Raw genomic sequence first — 18070 nt, forward strand, 5'->3', positions numbered from 1 at the left:
AAGAGGGAATGGAACAATGAAACGCTTACTCACCGCGATCGCTGCGATCGCCGTCGTCGCAGGCTCAGCTCTGCCGTCCTTCGCCGGCATGCTCGATGATATCCGCTCGCGCGGCACGATCCGTATCGGCGTCTCGCTCGGCGGCGAGCCGATCGGCTTCCGCGACGACCAGAACAATCCCGTCGGCTACGACGTCGATGTCGCCAAGCGCCTGGCCGAGAAGATCGGCGTTCCCGTCGAGTTCACCGACGTATCCGGCGATGCACGCATCTCGATGCTCGTCTCCGGCCAGATCGACGTGGCGATCGCCAACACGTCGGCAACGCTCGAGCGCGCCAAGGTCGTCGACTTCTCGATCCCCTATAACCGTGCCGGCCTTCGCATCATCGTGCAGAAGGATGCGGGCATCAAGGATCTGAAGGATCTCGCCGGCAAGAAGATCGTCGTCGGCCGTGGCACGACGGGCGAAACCTTCCTGAAGACCGCCGTTCCGGACGCGGAACTCGTCTATGTCGACCAGTTCGCGCCCGACGGCGTGCTGCAGCTGCAGCAGAAGCGCGTCGACGCTGCTATCGAGGACTCCTCGCTGCTCGACTACCTCGCCACCAAGAACCCGGCGCTGGTCACCCTCGCAGGTCTCTACTCGAACGACCCGATCGGCATGGCCGTCGCCAAGGGCGACCCGGAATTCGTCCGCTGGCTCGACATGTTCGTCTCCGATTACATCCAGTCGGGCGCTTACGAAGCGAACTACAAGAAGTGGTGGGGCCCCGAAGCCAACCCGCCGGCTCTGAACCCGCAGTGGTAAAGAAAAGAAGGCCGCCCCTCGCGGCGGCCTTTCTCGTTACGACGTCGCCCGCAGCACGAAGCGGGTGGGAACCGAGATCGGCGGCTGGCCGGAGCGGAAGCCTTCGGGGTCGGCGATGAAATCGACGACGTGGCGGACATAGTCCGATTTGTCGTAGCCGATCGACGAGATCGGATAGGCGTCGAAATCCGTCAGCGACAGGTTGTCGAAGCCGTATAGGCGGAAGCGTGGCGGCTTGTTGCCCGGAAAATCGGACCGGCAGACATCGAGGATGCCCATCGCCATGGCATCCGATGTACAGAAGATCGCATCCGGACAGTCGTTGCCGGTCAAGACGGCCGCAGCGGCGTGGCCGCTCGCATAGGAATAATCTCCCTGGACGGTGCGGACGAGCTCGATCTTGTGCTGCTCGAAGGCCTTTTGATAGATGCCAATGCGGCTGTGTTCGACCGGCGAGGAGGCGCGGCCGGTGACGAGGCCCGCGGTCCTGACCCGCTTGCTGGCGGCATCAGCCACTGCCTGGAAGATGCCGGTCGCCTCATCAGGCATGACGACGGGCGAGAGATGATCGTGCAACCCGTTCAGCATCACCACGAGATCGGAACGGAACATCCGCCGCACGGTCGCCGCATCGGCGAAATCGGAAAATACCAGCGCCGCATCGACATGATAGGCGACGCCGTTGCGCAGGAACTCCTCGACGCGCGCCACCGAGCCGATGCGGATCAGGATCACCTGCTTGCCGATCGACTGGATCTGGTCGATCAGCCGGTCGAAGAGATCGAGGTCGGAAAGATCGTGGATGTGGTTGACGACGACGGCGACGAGATTGACGGTCTTGGTCGTCAGGCTCTGGGCCAGCAGATTGGGCTTGTAACCGAGGGTGTTCGCCGCCTCGATCACCCGCTCGCGCTTGTCTGCCGAAACCGGCCTTGGCTCCGTCGACAGCGCCCGGCTTGCAACGGCTCGGGAGACCCCCGCCAGCCGCGCCACATCGGCAATCGTCGGAGCAGCGTCACGGCCGGTCGGTGCTTTCATCGTCAATCGCTTCCCCGCATTTTCGTATCGGCGCCACTGAAGATGGCGACCATTTCCGGCAAACTGCCAGATTGCGCCGTGCTTCGCAATCATGCGCAAATGGGTCAGGCCGGCGGGCTGCGAAAGCCTACAGCCAGGAGGCTGCCGTTTTCGGCAGACGCCCTTCGGGATCGATGGCGCGAAGCTCGGGCGAACCGGGCGTATTCCAGCGCCAGAGGGCGACGCAGGTTCCGCCCGGCGACATGAAGGAGGGGTAGATGACACCATCGAAGCCGTCGGCGATCAGCCGTTCTAGCAGGCGCTGCGTCGCGGGCAACCAGGGGGAACGATAGGTTTCGAAACAAAATACTTACAAAGTGAAAACGCTTCGAACGTAGGATGCGACATCTCAAGCCGAGACCCACCATGAGATTTCCCCTTACCGTTGCAATCCTCGCCGTACTTGCATTCATGTTGCCCTTGGGCCTTAGCTATATTTCACCCGGCTTCGTGAATCTGATGTGCCAGCCGCATGGCGACTGTGCTGGCAGCTGATCTGCCGTGCCATCGGCCTCATCAGTTTCAGTGCTTTTCCGGTTCTGTATCTCGTCGCTGCCTGGCGCAATACTCGCCATGCGAGAATCGCCAAGAACATCCCAATCGACACGTGGGGATCCCGGTGGACGAGCATCCAGACTGGGGATCCTCGTTGCCCGCCAGAGCTCGCACGTGCCTATTGGAACAATTTTTGGATGGGCCTTCTTGGCGTGCCCGGTTGCATCATCATTGGCTGCATAGCCGGCTACCCACTGAAAAAATCAGTTGAGCACTCGGTAAAACATGAGCCGCACAGCGCTCAAGCCGAAGTCCACGTCACCGTCCCCTCGGACGTGCACAGTCTGCAAAATGATGTTAATTCCGCCAGGATGGCGCACGCTTCTCGAAAAAGGCAGTGACGCCTTCCTGGGCTTCCGCCGTCTCCCAGGTATCGGCGAGCCGCTCGATGACCCGGTCGATGGCCTCTTCGGTGATCGGGTTCCCCAGCGATTTCAGAAGAGCCTTGGCGCGGGACGCGGCCTCGGGCGAGGCCTGCAGCAGATGGGCGATCTCCGCATCGACGGCCTCGTCCAGCGCATCGGCCGGGACGGCGCGGTTGACGAGCCCGATTGCCGCTGCCTCCTGGGCATCGATGAGCTTGCCCGACATGAACAACCCGCGGGCCGCCGAGACGCCGATCCGGGCGATGACGAAGGGGCTGATGGTTGCCGGGATGATGCCGAGACGCACCTCCGTCAGACCGAATTTCGCGCTATCAGCGGAGATCACCAGATCGCAGACGCTGAGGAGCCCGACGCCTCCGCCGAAGGCGTTGCCGTTGACCTTGGCAATGACGGGTTTCCGGAGATCGTCCAGCGCCCGGTAGGTCATGGCCAGCCGCCGCGCCTCGGCAATGCGCCCGGCGCGCGTTGCCGTGAACTGATCACGCATCCAGCCAAGGTCGCCGCCCGCGCAGAAGCTCTTGCCTTCTCCCGACAGCACGACGGCGCGCACTGCGGGATCGGCGGACAGTTTTGCGGCGACGGCGATCAGCTCGTCCATCATCAGCGATGACAGCGCATTGTGCTTCTCCGGGCGTGCCAGCCTCACATGAGCGACGCCGCCCTCGACCGTGACACGAAGCGTTTCGAAACTCATCCATCACTCCTCAGGCCACGCGCAAAGCGGGCCACATTCTCAAGCGCATCGAGCCGCAAGCCGGTGTCGATCCCTTTTGCCTGCAGATGCCGGGCAACGGCGAGCGTATCGACATTGCCTTTTGCTCCCGGCGCATAGGGGCAGCCGCCGAGGCCGCCGATCGAGGCGTCGAAAACGGCGAGGCCGCGCTCAAGCGACACATCAATGTTTTCAAGAGCCCGGCCTGACGTATCGTGGAAATGCCCGGCCAGCATCGACGCCGGGGCTTCCCCGAGCACGCTCGCCAGCATCCGGTCCACCGCCTCCGGCCGCCCGCGGCCGATCGTGTCTCCGAGGCTGATCTCGAAACAGCCGAGGCGGCGGAGTTCCGCCGCAACCCGGGCTGCGGCTTCCGGCGCGACAGCGCCCTCATAAGGGCATTCGACGACGCAACTGACATAGCCGCGCATCGGAATGCCAGCCTCGCGGCTCGCGTCGGCGACCGGCCTGAAGCGCTCGATGCTTTCGGCGATCGAGCAATTGATATTGCGCTGTGAGAAGGTCTCGGAGGCCGACGCGAAGATGGCGATCTCGCCGGCATCGGCGGCGAGCGCTGCCTCGAAGCCCTTCATGTTCGGCACCAACACCGCATAGCGCGTCCCCGCCCGCCGCTTGATCCCGGCCATGACGGCAGCGGCATCGGCGAGCTGCGGCACCCATTTGCGGCTGACGAAGCTCGTCACTTCGATGCGCTCGAAACCGCAGTCGGAGAGCAAGTCGACCAGCCTGATCTTGTCGGCGGTCTCGACGAAACGCGCCTCGTTCTGCAGGCCGTCGCGCGACGACATCTCGACGATGGTCACGCGGGCCGGGGTCATTCCTCAGCGGCCTTCAGGCTGACGAGCAATGCGCCTTCCGACACCTGCTGTCCTTCGCTGACGGCGACATTCTCCAACACCCCATCGCGCGGCGCGGCGAGCGTCAGCTCCATCTTCATCGCTTCCATGACAACGAGCGGATCGCCCTTCGAAACCGTGCCGCCCGCGACCGCCCGGACAATCTTCACGAAACCCGGCATCGGCGCGATCAGCCGGTCGCTGCCTGCCCCTTCCGAAGCAGCGGCCGAAAGCGGATCATCGAGATCGAAGACATGGACCGCGCCATCGAAGCGCAGGCTGAGATGACCGCCATGACGGCTGACCTCGACGAAGACTTGCCGCCCGTCCGCCTCGACCTGTACACCCTCGCCGTCACGCCTGACGATGCGAACAGGGATGACCCGCCGGCCATTGTGGACGGCGAACATGTCGAAGCCGCGCGCCACGACGCGCAGGCTGGAGACGTCGCCCGCATGATGCAGTGTTACGACGCGCTGCATCTCGCTCCAGAGCTGCCAATGCCCCAGCGTTTCCCAGGGGTCGCTGCCCGCCTGCCTGGCCTCCAGCGACAGAACGGCGGCAAGAGCGATTGCCGTTCCACTGGGCTCGGCGGCGGCCGTCAGCATTTCGAGGTTGCGATCGATCAACCCGGTATCGGGATGACCGCCGGCGAAATCGTCCTGACGCGTCAGATTGGCGAGGAAGGCGAGGTTGCTCACCGTTCCCTCGATCCGCGTCGCCTCCAGCGCGTGGCGCAGGCCGGTGAGCGCCGCCTGGCGGTTCGGACCGTGGACGATCAGCTTGGCGATCAGCGGATCGTAATGGGTGGAAATACGGTCACCGGCACGAATCCCGGCATCGACGCGGACGCCGGTCTGGGGAAAGGTGAGCCGCTCGATCTTGCCCGTCGCAGGCAGGAAGCCTTTCGCAGCATCCTCGGCATAGACGCGCGCCTCGAAGGCCCAGCCATTGATCGCAAGCTCGGCCTGCTTCTTCGGCAACGGCTCCCCGGCCGCGACCCGTAGCTGCCATTCGACGAGATCGACGCCCGAGATCGCTTCGGTCACGGGATGCTCGACCTGTAGGCGGGTGTTCATCTCCATGAAGAAGAAGCGGTCCGGCCAGAGGCCGTCCGAAACATCGGCGATGAACTCGACCGTACCCGCACCGCGATAATCGATCGCCCGCGCGGCACGCACGGCCGCCTCGCCCATCACGCGGCGCATCTCCGCCGTCATGCCGGGTGCCGGTGCTTCCTCGATCACCTTCTGATGGCGGCGTTGCAGCGAGCAGTCACGTTCGAAGAGGTGGACGGCATTGCCGTGGCGGTCACCGAAGACCTGCACTTCGATATGACGCGGCCGCAGCAGATATTTCTCGATCAGCACCGCATCGTCGCCGAAGGCGGCAAGCGCTTCGCGCCGGGCGGCATCGAGGGAGGCGGCAAAATCCTGCGCATCATCGACGCGGCGCATGCCCTTTCCGCCACCGCCGGCCCGCGCCTTGATGAGAACGGGATAGCCGATCTCTGACGCCCGTGCGGCGAGGAAATCCGGATCCTGATTGTCGCCGTGATAGCCGGGAACAACGGGAACGCCCGACTGCTCCATCAGCGCCTTCGCGGCATCCTTCAAACCCATCGCCCGGATGGCCGAAGGCTGCGGGCCGATGAAAGTCAGGCCGGCCGCTTCGACAGCTTCGGCAAACGCGGCATTTTCAGAAAGGAATCCGTAGCCCGGATGGACAGCCTGGGCGCCGGAGCGCTCGGCAGCGGCGATGATACGCTCGATCGAGAGATAGCTTTCCTGCGCCGGTGCGGCGCCGATGCGATAGGCTTCGTCGGCAAGCTCGACGTGCAGCGCGCCGCTATCGGCATCGGAGTAGACGGCGACCGTCTTTATTCCCATGCGCCGTGCGGTGCGGATGACGCGGCAGGCGATTTCACCCCGGTTTGCGATGAGTATCTTGTCGAACATCGCCGCCTCACATCCTGAACAGGCCAAACCGGGTCTCGCCGATCGGCGCATTCAGCGCCGCCGACAGCGAAAGCCCGAGCACATCGCGGCTCTTCGTGGGATCGACCACTCCATCATCCCAGAGACGCGCCGAGGCATAGAGCGGATGGCTCTGGCTCTCGAAGCGGTCCAGCACCGGCTGCTTGAAGGCCGCCTCCTCTTCCGCCGTCCACGGCTTGCCCGAGCGCGCCAGCGCCTCGCCGCGCACCGTGGCGAGAACACCGGCCGCCTGTTCGCCACCCATCACGGAGATGCGGCTGTTCGGCCAGGTCCAGAGGAAGCGCGGCGAGAAGGCACGGCCAGCCATGCCGTAATTGCCAGCACCGAAGGAGCCGCCGATCAGCATGGTGATCTTCGGCACCTTCGTCGTCGCCACCGCCGTCACCAGCTTGGCGCCGTTCTTGGCGATGCCTTCCGTCTCGTATTTACGGCCAACCATGAAGCCGGTGATATTCTGCAGGAAGACCAGCGGGATCCTGCGCTGCGAGCAGAGCTCGACGAAATGCGCGCCCTTGAGCGCCGATTCCGAGAAAAGCACGCCATTGTTGGCAATGATACCAACAGGCATCCCGTGGATATGGGCAAAGCCGCAAACGAGCGTGGCGCCATAACGCGCCTTGAACTCGTCGAACCGCGAGCCGTCGACGACACGGGCGATGATTTCCCTGACGTCATAGGGCGTGCGCAGATCGGCAGGCACGATCCCGGCAATTTCGGCCGGATCGTAGAGCGGCGGCTCCGGTGCCTGCAGTTCGATATCCGTCCGTTTCGGGCGATTGAGCGCGGCGACACTGCGGCGTGCCAAAGCCAACGCATGGGCATCGTCACGCGCCAGATGATCGGCAACGCCCGACAGCCGGGTATGAACATCGCCGCCACCAAGATCCTCGGCGCTGACGATTTCGCCCGTCGCCGCCTTCACCAGCGGCGGGCCGGCGAGAAAGATCGTGCCCTGCCCCTCGACGATGATCGTCTCGTCTGACATGGCAGGCACATAGGCGCCGCCTGCCGTGCAGGAGCCCATGACGACGGCGATCTGCGGAATGCCGGCGGCCGACATGTTCGCCTGATTGAAGAAGATGCGGCCGAAATGATCGCGGTCGGGGAAGACTTCATCCTGGTTCGGCAGGTTGGCACCGCCGGAATCGACGAGATAGATGCAGGGCAGGTTGTTCTCCGCGGCAATCTCCTGCGCCCTGAGATGCTTCTTCACCGTCATCGGGTAATAGGTGCCGCCTTTGACGGTCGCATCGTTGCAGACGATCATGCATTCGCGGCCCATCACCCGGCCAATCCCGGTGATCAGCCCCGCCGACGGCGCATCGCCGTCATACATGCCATGGGCAGCAGTCGCCGCAACCTCAAGAAACGGCGTCGCCGGATCGATCAGCCCCATGACCCGATCGCGCGGCAACATCTTGCCACGCCCGATATGCCGCTCCCGCGCCGCCTGCCCGCCGCCATTGGCCGCCAGCCGGACAGCGTCGTCCACAACCTTGCTCGCTTCGCCCATCGCCACGCGATTGGCCTTGAAGGCTTCGGAATTGGTGGAGATTTCGGATCTCAATACGGTCATTGACCGCCCTCCGGTGATACCATATTATGATACCACGCATGCGAAACTTTTGTCGGATCGGGGCTGGGGGGACCTGACTTGCACAAGGCCCATCGCAATACGCTCAAGGCGATTTTCTCGGAACCTGTCAGCGGATCGATCAAATGGCGTGACATCGAAGCTCTGCTCGTTGCGCTGGGCGCGGATGTTTCGGAAGGAAGCGGCTCACGGGTGCTGTTTACGCTCAGCGGTTCGTCGCTGTTGATCCACCGTCCGCATCCTTCGCCGGACACGAAGAAATACGTGGTACGCACGGTCAGGGAGTTCCTGACGAATTCGGGAATAAAGCCATGAAAGCCTACAAGGGATATACCGGGTCGGTCGAATTCGACGAGGACGACATGGTCTTTCACGGGCGCGTCGTCGGCATCAAGGACATCGTCACCTTTGAAGCCGAAACGGCGCAGGACCTTGTCAAGGCCTTTCACGACAGCGTCGAGGACTACCTGGCCTTTTGCGCCGAAACCAAGCAGGAGCCGGAAAAACCCTTCTCCGGAAACCTGTCGCTGCGTATGTCGCCGAGCCTTCACAAGCAGGTGGTGCGCGCTGCCGGAAACAAGGCTCAATCGGTCAATCAATGGATCACCGACACGCTGAGCGAAGCCGCAACCCGCGACGCCCAATCCGCTTCCAGCACAGTGAGAAGCTGAACCGCCGTGCCTCATGCCGTCTCCGCAAAGAGTTCGCGCCCGATGAGCATGCGGCGGATTTCCGAGGTGCCGGCGCCGATCTCGTAGAGCTTGGCATCGCGCAGCAGCCGTCCTGCCGCGTAGTCGTTGGTATAGCCGTTGCCGCCGAGCGCCTGGATAGCCTCGAGCGCCATCGCCGTTGCCTTTTCGGCAGCGTAGAGGATGCAGCCGGCGGCGTCCTTGCGGGTGGTCTCGCCGCGATCGCAGGCGGCGGCGACGGCATAGACATAGGCGCGCGCGGTGTTCATCGTCACATACATGTCGGCGAGCTTGCCCTGCATCAGCTGGAACTCGCCGATCGCCTGGCCGAACTGCTTGCGCTCGTGCAGATAGGGCACGACGATATCCATGCAGGCGGCCATGATGCCGAGCGGGCCGGCTGAGAGGACGACGCGCTCGTAATCGAGGCCGGACATCAGCACTTTCACGCCACCGCCGACGGTGCCGAGGACGTTCTCCTCCGGCACTTCGCAATCGTCAAAGATCAGCTCGGACGTATTGGAGCCACGCATTCCGAGCTTGTCGAGCTTCTGGCCGGTCGAGAAGCCCTTGAAGCCCTTCTCGATCAGGAAAGCGGTGATGCCACGCGGGCCGGCTGCCGGGTCGGTCTTGGCATAGACGACGAGGACGTCGGCATCCGGGCCGTTGGTGATCCACATCTTGTTGCCGTTGAGCACATAGCGGTCGCCACGTTTCTCGGCCCTCAGCTTCATCGAGACGACATCGGAGCCCGCGCCGGGTTCGGACATGGCAAGCGCGCCGACATGCTCGCCCGTTACAAGCTTCGGCAGATATCGCTGCTTCTGCCCGGCGCTGCCATTGCGATTGATCTGGTTGACGCAGAGATTGGAATGGGCGCCGTAGCTGAGTGCCACCGAGGCCGACGCGCGGCTGATCTCCTCCATCGCGACGCAATGGGCGAGATAGCCGAGAGCGGCCCCGCCATATTCCTCGGCCGCTGTGATACCGAGCAGGCCCATCTCCCCGAGCTCGCGCCAGAGCGGCATCGGAAAGGCGTTGTTGCGGTCGGTCTCATCGGCGAGCGGCGCGATGCGTTCGCTCGCAAAGCGCCTCACGGCATCGCGCAGCGCTTCGATTTCATCGCCAAGCGCAAAGCTCAGGCCACCTGAATACATCCGGCTCTCTCCCTCAAACCCATTCCGCTGCTCTTCGAACGCGGAGCGGGTCTATCTCCCAATTGTCAGACCGTCGCTTATGCGGCGTCCGGCATGCGTGCCGGCTCACCCGATGTTTCGTACGCCTTCAGACGCGTCTCGACCTGATCCATGATCGTCCGGGCGGCCGCCTCCTTGACCGGCCCGTAGCCGCGAATCTCATCGAACAGCTTCAGAATGGCAAGAGCTTCCGCTTCGTTGCCGCCGTCGAGCCTGGCAAGCACGCGGGCCGCCACTTTCTCGTAGTCCGCGATCAGCCGGCGCTCGAGCTTGCGCTCATGCAGGTAGCCGAAGGGATCGAGTGCGGTGCCGCGCAGGCTCTTGAAGCGTGCAAGACCGCGCAGCAGCGGCAGGATCCAGGCGCCGAACTCGCGCTTCTTCGGCCGGCCGTTCGGGTCCTTGCCCGAAAGAACCGGTGGCGCGAGATTGAAGACCAGACGGAAATCGCCCTGCATCTCCTCGCGCATCTTCGCCTCGAAGGCCGGATCGGTGAGCAGCCGGGCCACCTCATATTCGTCCTTGTAGGCAAGCACGCGGGCATAGGTGACGGCAGCGGCGAAGGGAACCTTGTCCGAGAGACCGGCCTTTGCCGCGGCAGCCTTCGCGGCGTCAACGAGCGCGCCGAAACGGGCGGCAAGCCGCTCGTCCTGGTAAGCGGTAAGATGCGCCTTGCGATGGGCGACGACGTCGGCAAACGACATGTCGGCGAGCGTCCTGCGCTCTTCCTTCTCGCCCATTGCGGCGCGGACGGCCTCCGGATCGTGGGCGAGAAGACGCCCCCAGTTGAACGAGGCACGGCTTGCCTTGACGGCCACGCCGTTGAGCTCGATCGCCTTTTCGATCGCTTCCAGCGACAGCGGCACCAGACCCGACTGCCAGGCAAAGCCGGTCAGCAGGATATTGGTATTGATGCCGTCGCCCGTCAGGGCGGTCGCTGCATGGCCGAAGTCGAGGAAGACCGAGCGGTCGCTGACCGTCTTGGCGATCGTGTGCATGACGGAGCCGGTCTTGAAATCGAAGTCGCGATTGCGGACGAAATCGGCAACCGGCATCAGACCTGTATTGACAATCGCGGTGGTGCGCTCGGTCTTGCAGAGCGTGATCGCATCCTTCGAGGCGCCGACGACGTCGTCAGCGGCCAGCAGCAGATCCGCGCCGCCATTGACGATGCGCGGCGAGGTCACGTCCTTCTGCTCGCGGCCGATGCGCAGATAGCTCATCACCGCGCCGCCCTTCTGGGCGAGGCCGGCCATATCGAGGATCATCGGCACCTTGCCATCAAGATGGGCGGCCATGCCGAGCACGGCGCCGATCGTCAGGATCCCGGTGCCGCCGACGCCGGCGATCGCGATGTTCCAGGGTCGGTCGCCGATCTCCGGAATGACTGGCATCGGAATGTCGGCATCGACGGGCTCGACCGCCTTCCGTTTCTTGCGCTCGCCGCCCTTCACGGTGACGAAGGACGGGCAGAAGCCCTTCACGCAGGAGAAGTCCTTGTTGCAGGTCGACTGGTTGATCTGCCGCTTGCGGCCGAATTCGGTTTCCAGCGGCTCGACCGAGATGCAGTTCGACTGCACCGAGCAATCGCCGCAGCCTTCGCAGACGGCTTCATTGATGAAGACGCGCTTGGCCGGATCCTCCATCAGCCCGCGGCTGCGGCGACGGCGTTTCTCGGCCGCGCAGGTCTGCACGTAGACGATCGCCGAGCATCCCGGCGTTTCCCGCAGCTTCAGCATGACGGGATCGAGGTGATCACGGTGCAGGACGATGACGCCAGGGGCGAGTTCGGGCGCCACATAGGCATCCGGATTGTCCGAGAGCAGATAGATCGGCGAGACACCCTCGTTATGAAGCTGCTTGGTCATCAGCTGCGGCGTCATGTAGCCGTCGATCTGCTGGCCGCCGGTCATGGCGACGGCATCGTTATAGAGCAGCTTGTAGGTGACGTTGACCTTGGCGGCGACCGACTGACGGATCGCCAGGATGCCGGAGTGGAAATAGGTGCCGTCGCCGAGGTTGACGAACATGTGCTTCTCGTCGGTGAAGCGGGCGATCGCCGTCCAGGGCACGCCCTCGCCGCCCATCTGCGTGAAGGTCTCGGTGTTCCGGTCCATCCAGGTGACCATGTAGTGGCAGCCGATACCCGCCGTCGCGCGGCTGCCTTCGGGCACGCGCGTCGAGGTATTGTGCGGACAGCCGGAACAGAAGAACGGCGTGCGCTGCAGCGGCGGCACATGGCTGCGGCTGATCTGGCCGCGCTCGGAGAGATAGGCGAGCTTGTCGGAAATCCGCCGGTGCAGCGAAGGATCGATGTCGAGTTTCAGGATGCGCCCGGCAATGGCGCGGGCGACCGCCCCGACCGTCAGCGCGGCGGAAAGGCTGAGATAGGGTTTGTCGTGCTCGTCGAACTTACCGACGATGCGCGGGCGGACGTCCGAGCGCCAGTTGAAGAGCTGCTGCTTGATCTGGTTTTCGATGATCTCTCGGCGCTCTTCGATAACCAGCACCTCATCGAGGCCTTCCGAGAAGTGGCGCACGGCCTCGGGTGCCAGAGGCCAGGGCATGCGCACCTTCAGGATGCGGATGCCGATTGCTTCCATTTCCTCGCGCCCGAGCTCGAGCTCGCGCAGCGCCTGCAGCACATCCTCATAGGCCTTGCCGGAGGAGATGATGCCGAAGCGGGCATGCGGCGCGTCATGGGTGATCTCGTCCACGCGGTTGGCGCGGGCAAAGGCAATCGCCGCATAGGCCTTGTAGGTCTGCAGGCGATCGTCCTGGATCAGCGGCGGATCCGGCCAGCGGATGTTGAGGCCGCCGGGCGGTAGCTCGAAATCAGTGGGTATAATGAACTGGCGCTTCTCCCCGGAGAGATCGACGGCCGCCGTGGTCTCGACGGTGTCGGCGATGAATTTCATGCCGACCCAGCAGCCGGAATAGCGCGACATGGCGATGCCGAGCAGGCCGTATTCGATGAATTCGTGGATGGAGGACGGATAGAGAACCGGAATGACCGCCGACATGAAATCATGGTCGGTCTGGTGCGGCACGGTGGACGACTTGGCCGAGTGATCGTCACCGGCAAAACAGAGCACGCCGCCATGCTTCGAGGTGCCGGCGGCATTGGCATGCTTCAGCACGTCGCCGGAGCGATCGACCCCCGGACCCTTGCCATACCAGATACCGAGAACGCCATCCTTGTTGGCGCCCGGTGAAAGCCCCGCCTGCTGGCTGCCCCAGACGGCGGTGGCCGCGAGATCCTCGTTGATCCCCGGCTGGAAGGTGATCTGGTGCTGATCGAGATAGCGCTGCGCCTTCATCAGCTGCTGGTCGTAGCCGCCGAGCGGCGAGCCGCGATAGCCCGAGATGAAGGCGGCCGTATTCAGCCCGGCCGCATGGTCGCGGCGCATCTGAACCATCGGCAGGCGAACCAGCGCCTGCAATCCTGACATGAAGACCCGGCCTTCGTCGGCCGTATATTTATCGTCGAGCGATACACTCGTCGCCAGCATCTGCTCTCCTCCCGAGATCGCAGTGGTGAACCATGACGCCTGGGGAGGGCTCCTCTTCCGCTCCCTCGGCATGTAACGCTGATAGTATCATTCCAGTTGCGGAATTTCCGGGCCAAGAATGGCGCGACCGCGCATCTTTCGAAAATTAGAATGTGCCATCACGACATTTTTGCAATGGCTGGCCTTCGGCAATTGACCTTGCGCCTGCCATCTCGCCATATCAATCGAGCCCGATTTGGAGCGGGCGCATCGGAGGAAACATGGCCATTACGCTTGCACCCGTCGCCCTGCCCGACTTTGGTCGTCTCGGCGAACAGCCGCAGATCCCGGCAACCACCTATGCCGCCCGCGCCGATGCGGCGCTGAAAGCGGCAGGCACGGATTGGCTCGTCGTCTATGCCGATCGTGAGCATTTCGGAAACATCATGCACCTCTCTGGCTTCGAGCCCCGCTTCGAAGAAGCGCTGCTGCTGCTCGGCAAGGGCGGCAAGCGCGTCATCATCACCGGCAACGAATCCGAGAGCTATACGGTGCTTGCCGGACTGCCCGATATCGAGGTGCTGCGCGCCCAGAGCTTCAGCCTGATGGGCCAGGACCGCTCGCAGAACCCGCGCCTCGCCGACCGGCTGAGAGATGCGGGGATCAAGGCGGGTGACAGCATCGGCCTCGTCGGCTGGAAATATCTATCTGCCGAGGAAGATGACGATTATGCCCAGAGCTTCTTCGTCCCCGATTTCATCGTCAAGGTGCTGAGCCGCATCATTGGCGGCGAAGGCCGGCTCATCGATCGAACCGAGGTGCTCATGCATCCCGAGACCGGCCTGCGTGCCGTCGTCGATGCCGACCAGCTCGCCGCCTTCGAATGGGCGGCCGCGCGTTGCTCGACAGCGCTCTGGCGCGTCGTCTCGGGCGTTCGCGAAGGCGATACGGAGTTCGAAGCGCTCGGCCGGCTCGGCTATGAAGGCGATCCGCTGAACGTCCACACGATGTTTGCCTCCGTCAGCAAGGGCGAACATATCGTCGGTCTGCGCAGCCCGACTGCGCGAAGGCTGAAACGCGGCGACGGTGTCACCACGGCGCTCGGCTATTGGGGGGCCCTCTCGTCTCGCGCCGGATTGCTTGCCGATCACGACGACGATTTCCTCAAGCCCTCAAAGGCTTATTTCGAGGCGCTGATCACATGGTACGAGACGGCGGGCATCGGTGTCTCGGGCGGCGAGCTCTTCGAAGCGGTCACCGGCAAGCTGAAATCGGCGGGACTGAACTCCGCCCTCAATCCCGGCCATCTCGGCAGCCACGAGGAGTGGCTGCATTCGCCGGTGCGCCCGGGCTCGACCGATCGTCTGCGGTCGGGCATGCCGTTCCAGGTCGATGTCATTCCCGTGCCGATGCCAGCCGGCTGGGCGCTGAACTGCGAAGATGCGATCGCCTTTGCCGACGATGCCCTGCGGGCGGAAATCCAGAACCGCTACCCCGCGCTGCATGCCCGCATCGCCGCCCGCCGCGCTTTCATGGCCGACAAGCTGGGCGTGGCGCTGAAGGACGACATCCTGCCGCTCTCTTCGACGCCTCTTTATCTGTCGCCCTTCTGGCTGAAGTCGGGGAACGTGCTGGTACGTAGCTAGGCCGCTAGAAGCTCGCCGAAAGGTTGGCCTGCGCAGCACTTGACTGCAGGCCTTTGCCGAACTCGCCTGAATAGCTGAGCGTCAGGCGGGCGGTCTTCGTGACCTTGGCGGAAACGCCAAGCCTGACGACTGCCGCATCCTCCGGCATCGTGACGCCATCGATGATGAAGGGCGAGCCACCGGCAAAGGCGAAGCTCGAAGACGGCGTGACGTCACCGGCAATATGCCGCCAGCCGAGCATGCCGGTGAAGGAGAGCGGAAGATCGTTTGCCTGCCAGTCCATCGACCAGCGGATGCCGATCGTCGAAGCGAAGATCGCTTCGCTGTCACTTGCTCCCGATAGCGCCGCCGCCCCGCCACTTTCCTGGAAGGCGTCTGTATCGAGATTGACATAAGCGAGGTTGGCGAAGGGCTGAAGCTTGATGCCGTCGAGTTCGCCCGTCCAGGAAAGGTCGGCAAAGACCTGCGACGTGGCACTTGCATAATCGGCGGAGAGCTGGTCGGTGAAGCTTCCGAAGGCGATGTCTCGGCGGGTCGATATATCGTTGTGCGAATAGATCGCGCCGCCGACGAGGTTCACGGCGCCGAACTGACCCGATGCATAGAGACCGGCGTGATAGGAATCCGTTTCCGCCTGCTGCGGCGCGCCGTGGCTGTAGCCGAGCATGGCGCCGAGGCGCCATTGATCCGAGATCGGGCCGTCGGCACCGAACATGACGCCCGCGACATTGCCGTCGAAGCCCGCCGCATTGCCATCTCCCGACCAGAGGTTCGATGCGTAGAAGCTGGAGCTCCAGTACCGCACGCCATCCTTCTGTCTTGCGGGATCGAGGGCGATCTCGTCGAGGACGGCTTCGCGCGCGAAGCGGCTTTCCCAGAGAAGCGCACTTTCGAGCGAGGCATGGCTCTCGCCGCTCAGCTGTGTAAATGCGTCATTGGCCGTCTGAGCATCGAGCGGCAGGATGGCGGAATAGAGCGCGTTTGCGCCGCCGAGCGCCTCGACTGCCGCTGCGGTCGCACGTCCGTTTGCCGTCTCCGCGATATCGGCGAACTGCACCGCATTGCGGTCCAGCGCCAGGTCGATCGCGGTCGCGCCATAGGTCAGCGTCGGCGACAGGAAGACGAAGTTGCTGGTGATGTCGTCGAAGGTGCCGGTGATGCCCGAGCCGCTCAGGATCGTATAGTTGTTGGTCAGCCCGTAGCTGCCGCCGGTGCTGCGGATATCCAATGTGCCGCCGTCGATGACGACGGCCCCCGAGGCGTTCACCGTATCGGAGAGGCCACCGCCGCTGACATCCACCTGATAGGTCGAACCGGTGCGGAATGTGACGCCGCCGTTGACCGTCAGAGCCGCAATGCCCGGACCGGGCGAGAGCACCCCGCCTGTATTGACCGAAAGCGCACCGATCGCGCCGCTGCCGGAGAGGAGCCCGTCGTCGTCGACATCGACGGTTCCCGAGACCGTCCCGTCATTGATCAGCGAACCGCCCGCTACCCGTGCCGATCCGGTGATCGTGCCGGTGTTGGAAAAGGTGCCGTCATTGTTGACGAGCTCGGCCACCGTTCCGTCGTTCGATGCCGTGCCCGAATTGGTGACCCTGCCGGCGACGGCGCCGCTATTGTTGATGAAGCTGCCGGCCGCGCCGATATCGATATCAGCCAGGGTCGCGTTGTTGACCGCGGTACCGCCGGTCACCGTCGTCATGCCGGTGACGGTGCCGCCGGCATTGTTGGTGAATGTGCCGCCCTCATTGCGGAGCGAAGCGATCGTCCCGGCATTCGTGACGGTCCCAGAGTTCCTGATATTGCCTGCCGTGGCACCGCTATTGTTGACGAAAGCGGCGACCGCCGCGACATCGGCATCGGTAATGACGAAATTGTTGGTGACCGTGCCGCCGGTGACGACGGTGTTACCGGTAACCCTTCCACCGGCATTGTTGGTGAAGCTTCCCACTGTGTTGGTGACCGAGGCAACCGTTCCGGCATTCGAGCTCGTTCCGGCGTTGGTAACCGCCCCCGCGGTCGCGCCGCTCGCATTGCTGAACGTGCCATTGGTGCCGACATCGACGGTATTCAACGCCGCATTGTTGGTAACCGTGCCGCCCGTGACAACAGTGCCACCGGTGACGACGCCGCCGAAATTGTTGGTGAAGGTCCCGCCTTCGTTTCGAAGCGAGGCGATGGTCCCGGCATTCGACGTCGTGCCGGCATTCCTGACATTGCCCGCCGTCGCGCCATTGTTGTTGACGAAGGCCGCCACGGCCGCGACATCGGCATCGGTGATGACGAAGTTGTTCGTCACGGTGCCGCCGGAGACCGTCGTCTTGCCCGTCACCCTGCCGCCGGTATTGTTGGTGAAATTTCCGCCCGTGTTCGTGAGATTGCCGATCGTCCCGGCATTGGATGCCGTGCCCGCATTGGTCACCGACGTAGCGGTGCCGCCCGTGTTGTTGACGAAGGTGCCGCCGGACGAGACATCGACGCCATCGATAACGCCGTTGTTCGACAGCTGGGTACCGGAGCCGACCACGCCGCTGTCGAGCGTGCCGTTGACGGTGACATTGCCGTTGTTCAGCATCAGCCGGCCATTGAGATCGCCATCGACCGACAGGCTGCCGCCATTGAGATCGACATCGGAATTCAGGACGCCACCGGCATTGATGCTGACGCTGCCCGAATTGATCGTGCTGCCGCCGGTCGCCGTCAATGTGCCGGTATTGGTGATCGTGACGTTGCCGCCATCGACATCGAGCTTGTCGACCGTCACGCCATTGGTGACCTGCGGCGATCCGGTATCAACGGTTGCAGTGTCCGTGGGACCGGGAGCAGACGGGGTCCAGTTTGCCGAGTTGCTGAATTCGTTATCCGCGCTTCCCGACCACGCCGACTGCGCATAGCCATGGCCAGGCACGGCAGCGGAGACCAGTGCCGTGAAGAGGCCGAGACGGCGCGAAAATGCCGGAAGCAGAGGTTTCATCTTTGGATCGGCCGGTGCTAGCGCGCACCGCCGTGGAGCGGCGGTACGGTTAACAACTCCTATCCAAGCGTGGTTAACGAAGTCTTAC

12 protein-coding genes and 1 pseudogene are annotated in these 18070 nt (G+C 63.6%); 4 read left to right on the plus strand and 9 right to left on the minus strand.

Annotation, left to right across the window (positions count from 1 at the left end; genetic code table 11):
• Positions 1-16: 16 nt before the first annotated feature.
• Positions 17-808, plus strand: a complete 792-nt coding sequence (locus ACODR6_RS03975) for a transporter substrate-binding domain-containing protein (protein WP_489020915.1) — start codon at positions 17-19, stop codon at positions 806-808.
• A gap of 36 nt (positions 809-844) precedes the next feature.
• On the opposite strand, the gene ACODR6_RS03980 is transcribed toward ACODR6_RS03975, so the two are convergent.
• The 6 genes and pseudogenes from ACODR6_RS03980 to ACODR6_RS04005 form a co-directional block, all read right to left on the minus strand.
• Entirely contained in the window at positions 845-1846 is a 1002-nt protein-coding gene (locus ACODR6_RS03980; RefSeq protein WP_489020917.1) for a LacI family DNA-binding transcriptional regulator, read from the minus strand.
• A 127-nt stretch (positions 1847-1973) separates the two neighbouring features.
• A pseudogene (locus ACODR6_RS03985) lies at positions 1974-2162 on the minus strand (RES family NAD+ phosphorylase); the annotation flags it as partial.
• Between the two features lie 575 nt (positions 2163-2737).
• On the minus strand, positions 2738-3520 hold the full coding sequence (locus ACODR6_RS03990) for a crotonase/enoyl-CoA hydratase family protein (protein WP_489020919.1): 783 nt from the start codon (positions 3518-3520) through the stop codon (positions 2738-2740).
• Positions 3517-4377 (minus strand): hydroxymethylglutaryl-CoA lyase, encoded by an 861-nt coding sequence (locus tag ACODR6_RS03995; RefSeq protein WP_489020921.1) that lies wholly within the window; start codon positions 4375-4377, stop codon positions 3517-3519. Before ACODR6_RS03995 ends, ACODR6_RS03990 begins: the two co-directional genes overlap by 4 nt.
• On the minus strand, positions 4374-6353 hold the full coding sequence (locus ACODR6_RS04000; protein WP_489020923.1) for an acetyl/propionyl/methylcrotonyl-CoA carboxylase subunit alpha: 1980 nt from the start codon (positions 6351-6353) through the stop codon (positions 4374-4376). Before ACODR6_RS04000 ends, ACODR6_RS03995 begins: the two co-directional genes overlap by 4 nt.
• A gap of 7 nt (positions 6354-6360) precedes the next feature.
• Positions 6361-7968 carry a carboxyl transferase domain-containing protein gene (locus ACODR6_RS04005; RefSeq protein WP_489020925.1) on the minus strand — a complete coding sequence of 536 codons (1608 nt, stop codon included), beginning with the start codon at positions 7966-7968 and terminating at the stop codon, positions 6361-6363.
• A 78-nt stretch (positions 7969-8046) separates the two neighbouring features.
• On the opposite strand from ACODR6_RS04005, the gene ACODR6_RS04010 reads away from it, so the two are divergent.
• Entirely contained in the window at positions 8047-8301 is a 255-nt protein-coding gene (locus tag ACODR6_RS04010) for a type II toxin-antitoxin system HicA family toxin (protein WP_489020927.1), read from the plus strand.
• A complete protein-coding gene (locus ACODR6_RS04015; RefSeq protein WP_112714497.1) occupies positions 8298-8657 on the plus strand; it encodes a type II toxin-antitoxin system HicB family antitoxin in 360 nt (119 codons plus the stop codon). Before ACODR6_RS04010 ends, ACODR6_RS04015 begins: the two co-directional genes overlap by 4 nt.
• An 11-nt stretch (positions 8658-8668) precedes the next feature.
• On the opposite strand, the gene ACODR6_RS04020 is transcribed toward ACODR6_RS04015, so the two are convergent.
• Both ACODR6_RS04020 and ACODR6_RS04025 read right to left on the minus strand, forming a co-directional pair.
• Positions 8669-9832: an isovaleryl-CoA dehydrogenase gene (locus tag ACODR6_RS04020; protein ID WP_489020930.1), complete on the minus strand. Its 1164-nt coding sequence runs from the start codon at positions 9830-9832 to the stop codon at positions 8669-8671.
• Between the two features lie 77 nt (positions 9833-9909).
• Positions 9910-13380 carry an indolepyruvate ferredoxin oxidoreductase family protein gene (locus ACODR6_RS04025; RefSeq protein ID WP_489020932.1) on the minus strand — a complete coding sequence of 1157 codons (3471 nt, stop codon included), beginning with the start codon at positions 13378-13380 and terminating at the stop codon, positions 9910-9912.
• A 260-nt stretch (positions 13381-13640) separates the two neighbouring features.
• On the opposite strand from ACODR6_RS04025, the gene ACODR6_RS04030 reads away from it, so the two are divergent.
• The gene (locus ACODR6_RS04030; RefSeq protein ID WP_489020934.1) at positions 13641-15005 is read left to right on the plus strand and encodes a Xaa-Pro aminopeptidase; all 1365 of its coding nucleotides are present in this window, start codon (positions 13641-13643) and stop codon (positions 15003-15005) included.
• A gap of 4 nt (positions 15006-15009) precedes the next feature.
• Here ACODR6_RS04030 and ACODR6_RS04035 read toward each other — a convergent pair whose 3' ends face one another.
• Positions 15010-17982 carry an autotransporter outer membrane beta-barrel domain-containing protein gene (locus ACODR6_RS04035; RefSeq protein WP_489020936.1) on the minus strand — a complete coding sequence of 991 codons (2973 nt, stop codon included), beginning with the start codon at positions 17980-17982 and terminating at the stop codon, positions 15010-15012.
• Between the last annotated feature and the right edge of the window lie 88 nt (positions 17983-18070).

The sequence above is a fragment of the Rhizobium sp. FG96 genome (genome assembly GCF_057808655.1).

Excerpts from the sequence above, each read along its gene's own strand:
- ACODR6_RS03975 (WP_489020915.1), top strand. The coding sequence starts at position 17 with ATGAAACGCTTACTCACCGCGATCGCTGCGATCGCCGTCGTCGCAGGC.
- ACODR6_RS03980 (WP_489020917.1), bottom strand. The coding sequence starts at position 1,846 with ATGAAAGCACCGACCGGCCGTGACGCTGCTCCGACGATTGCCGATGTG.
- ACODR6_RS03990 (WP_489020919.1), bottom strand. The coding sequence starts at position 3,520 with ATGAGTTTCGAAACGCTTCGTGTCACGGTCGAGGGCGGCGTCGCTCAT.
- ACODR6_RS03995 (WP_489020921.1), bottom strand. The coding sequence starts at position 4,377 with ATGACCCCGGCCCGCGTGACCATCGTCGAGATGTCGTCGCGCGACGGC.
- ACODR6_RS04000 (WP_489020923.1), bottom strand. The coding sequence starts at position 6,353 with ATGTTCGACAAGATACTCATCGCAAACCGGGGTGAAATCGCCTGCCGC.
- ACODR6_RS04005 (WP_489020925.1), bottom strand. The coding sequence starts at position 7,968 with ATGACCGTATTGAGATCCGAAATCTCCACCAATTCCGAAGCCTTCAAG.
- ACODR6_RS04015 (WP_112714497.1), top strand. The coding sequence starts at position 8,298 with ATGAAAGCCTACAAGGGATATACCGGGTCGGTCGAATTCGACGAGGAC.
- ACODR6_RS04020 (WP_489020930.1), bottom strand. The coding sequence starts at position 9,832 with ATGTATTCAGGTGGCCTGAGCTTTGCGCTTGGCGATGAAATCGAAGCG.
- ACODR6_RS04025 (WP_489020932.1), bottom strand. The coding sequence starts at position 13,380 with ATGCTGGCGACGAGTGTATCGCTCGACGATAAATATACGGCCGACGAA.
- ACODR6_RS04030 (WP_489020934.1), top strand. The coding sequence starts at position 13,641 with ATGGCCATTACGCTTGCACCCGTCGCCCTGCCCGACTTTGGTCGTCTC.
- ACODR6_RS04035 (WP_489020936.1), bottom strand. The coding sequence starts at position 17,982 with ATGAAACCTCTGCTTCCGGCATTTTCGCGCCGTCTCGGCCTCTTCACG.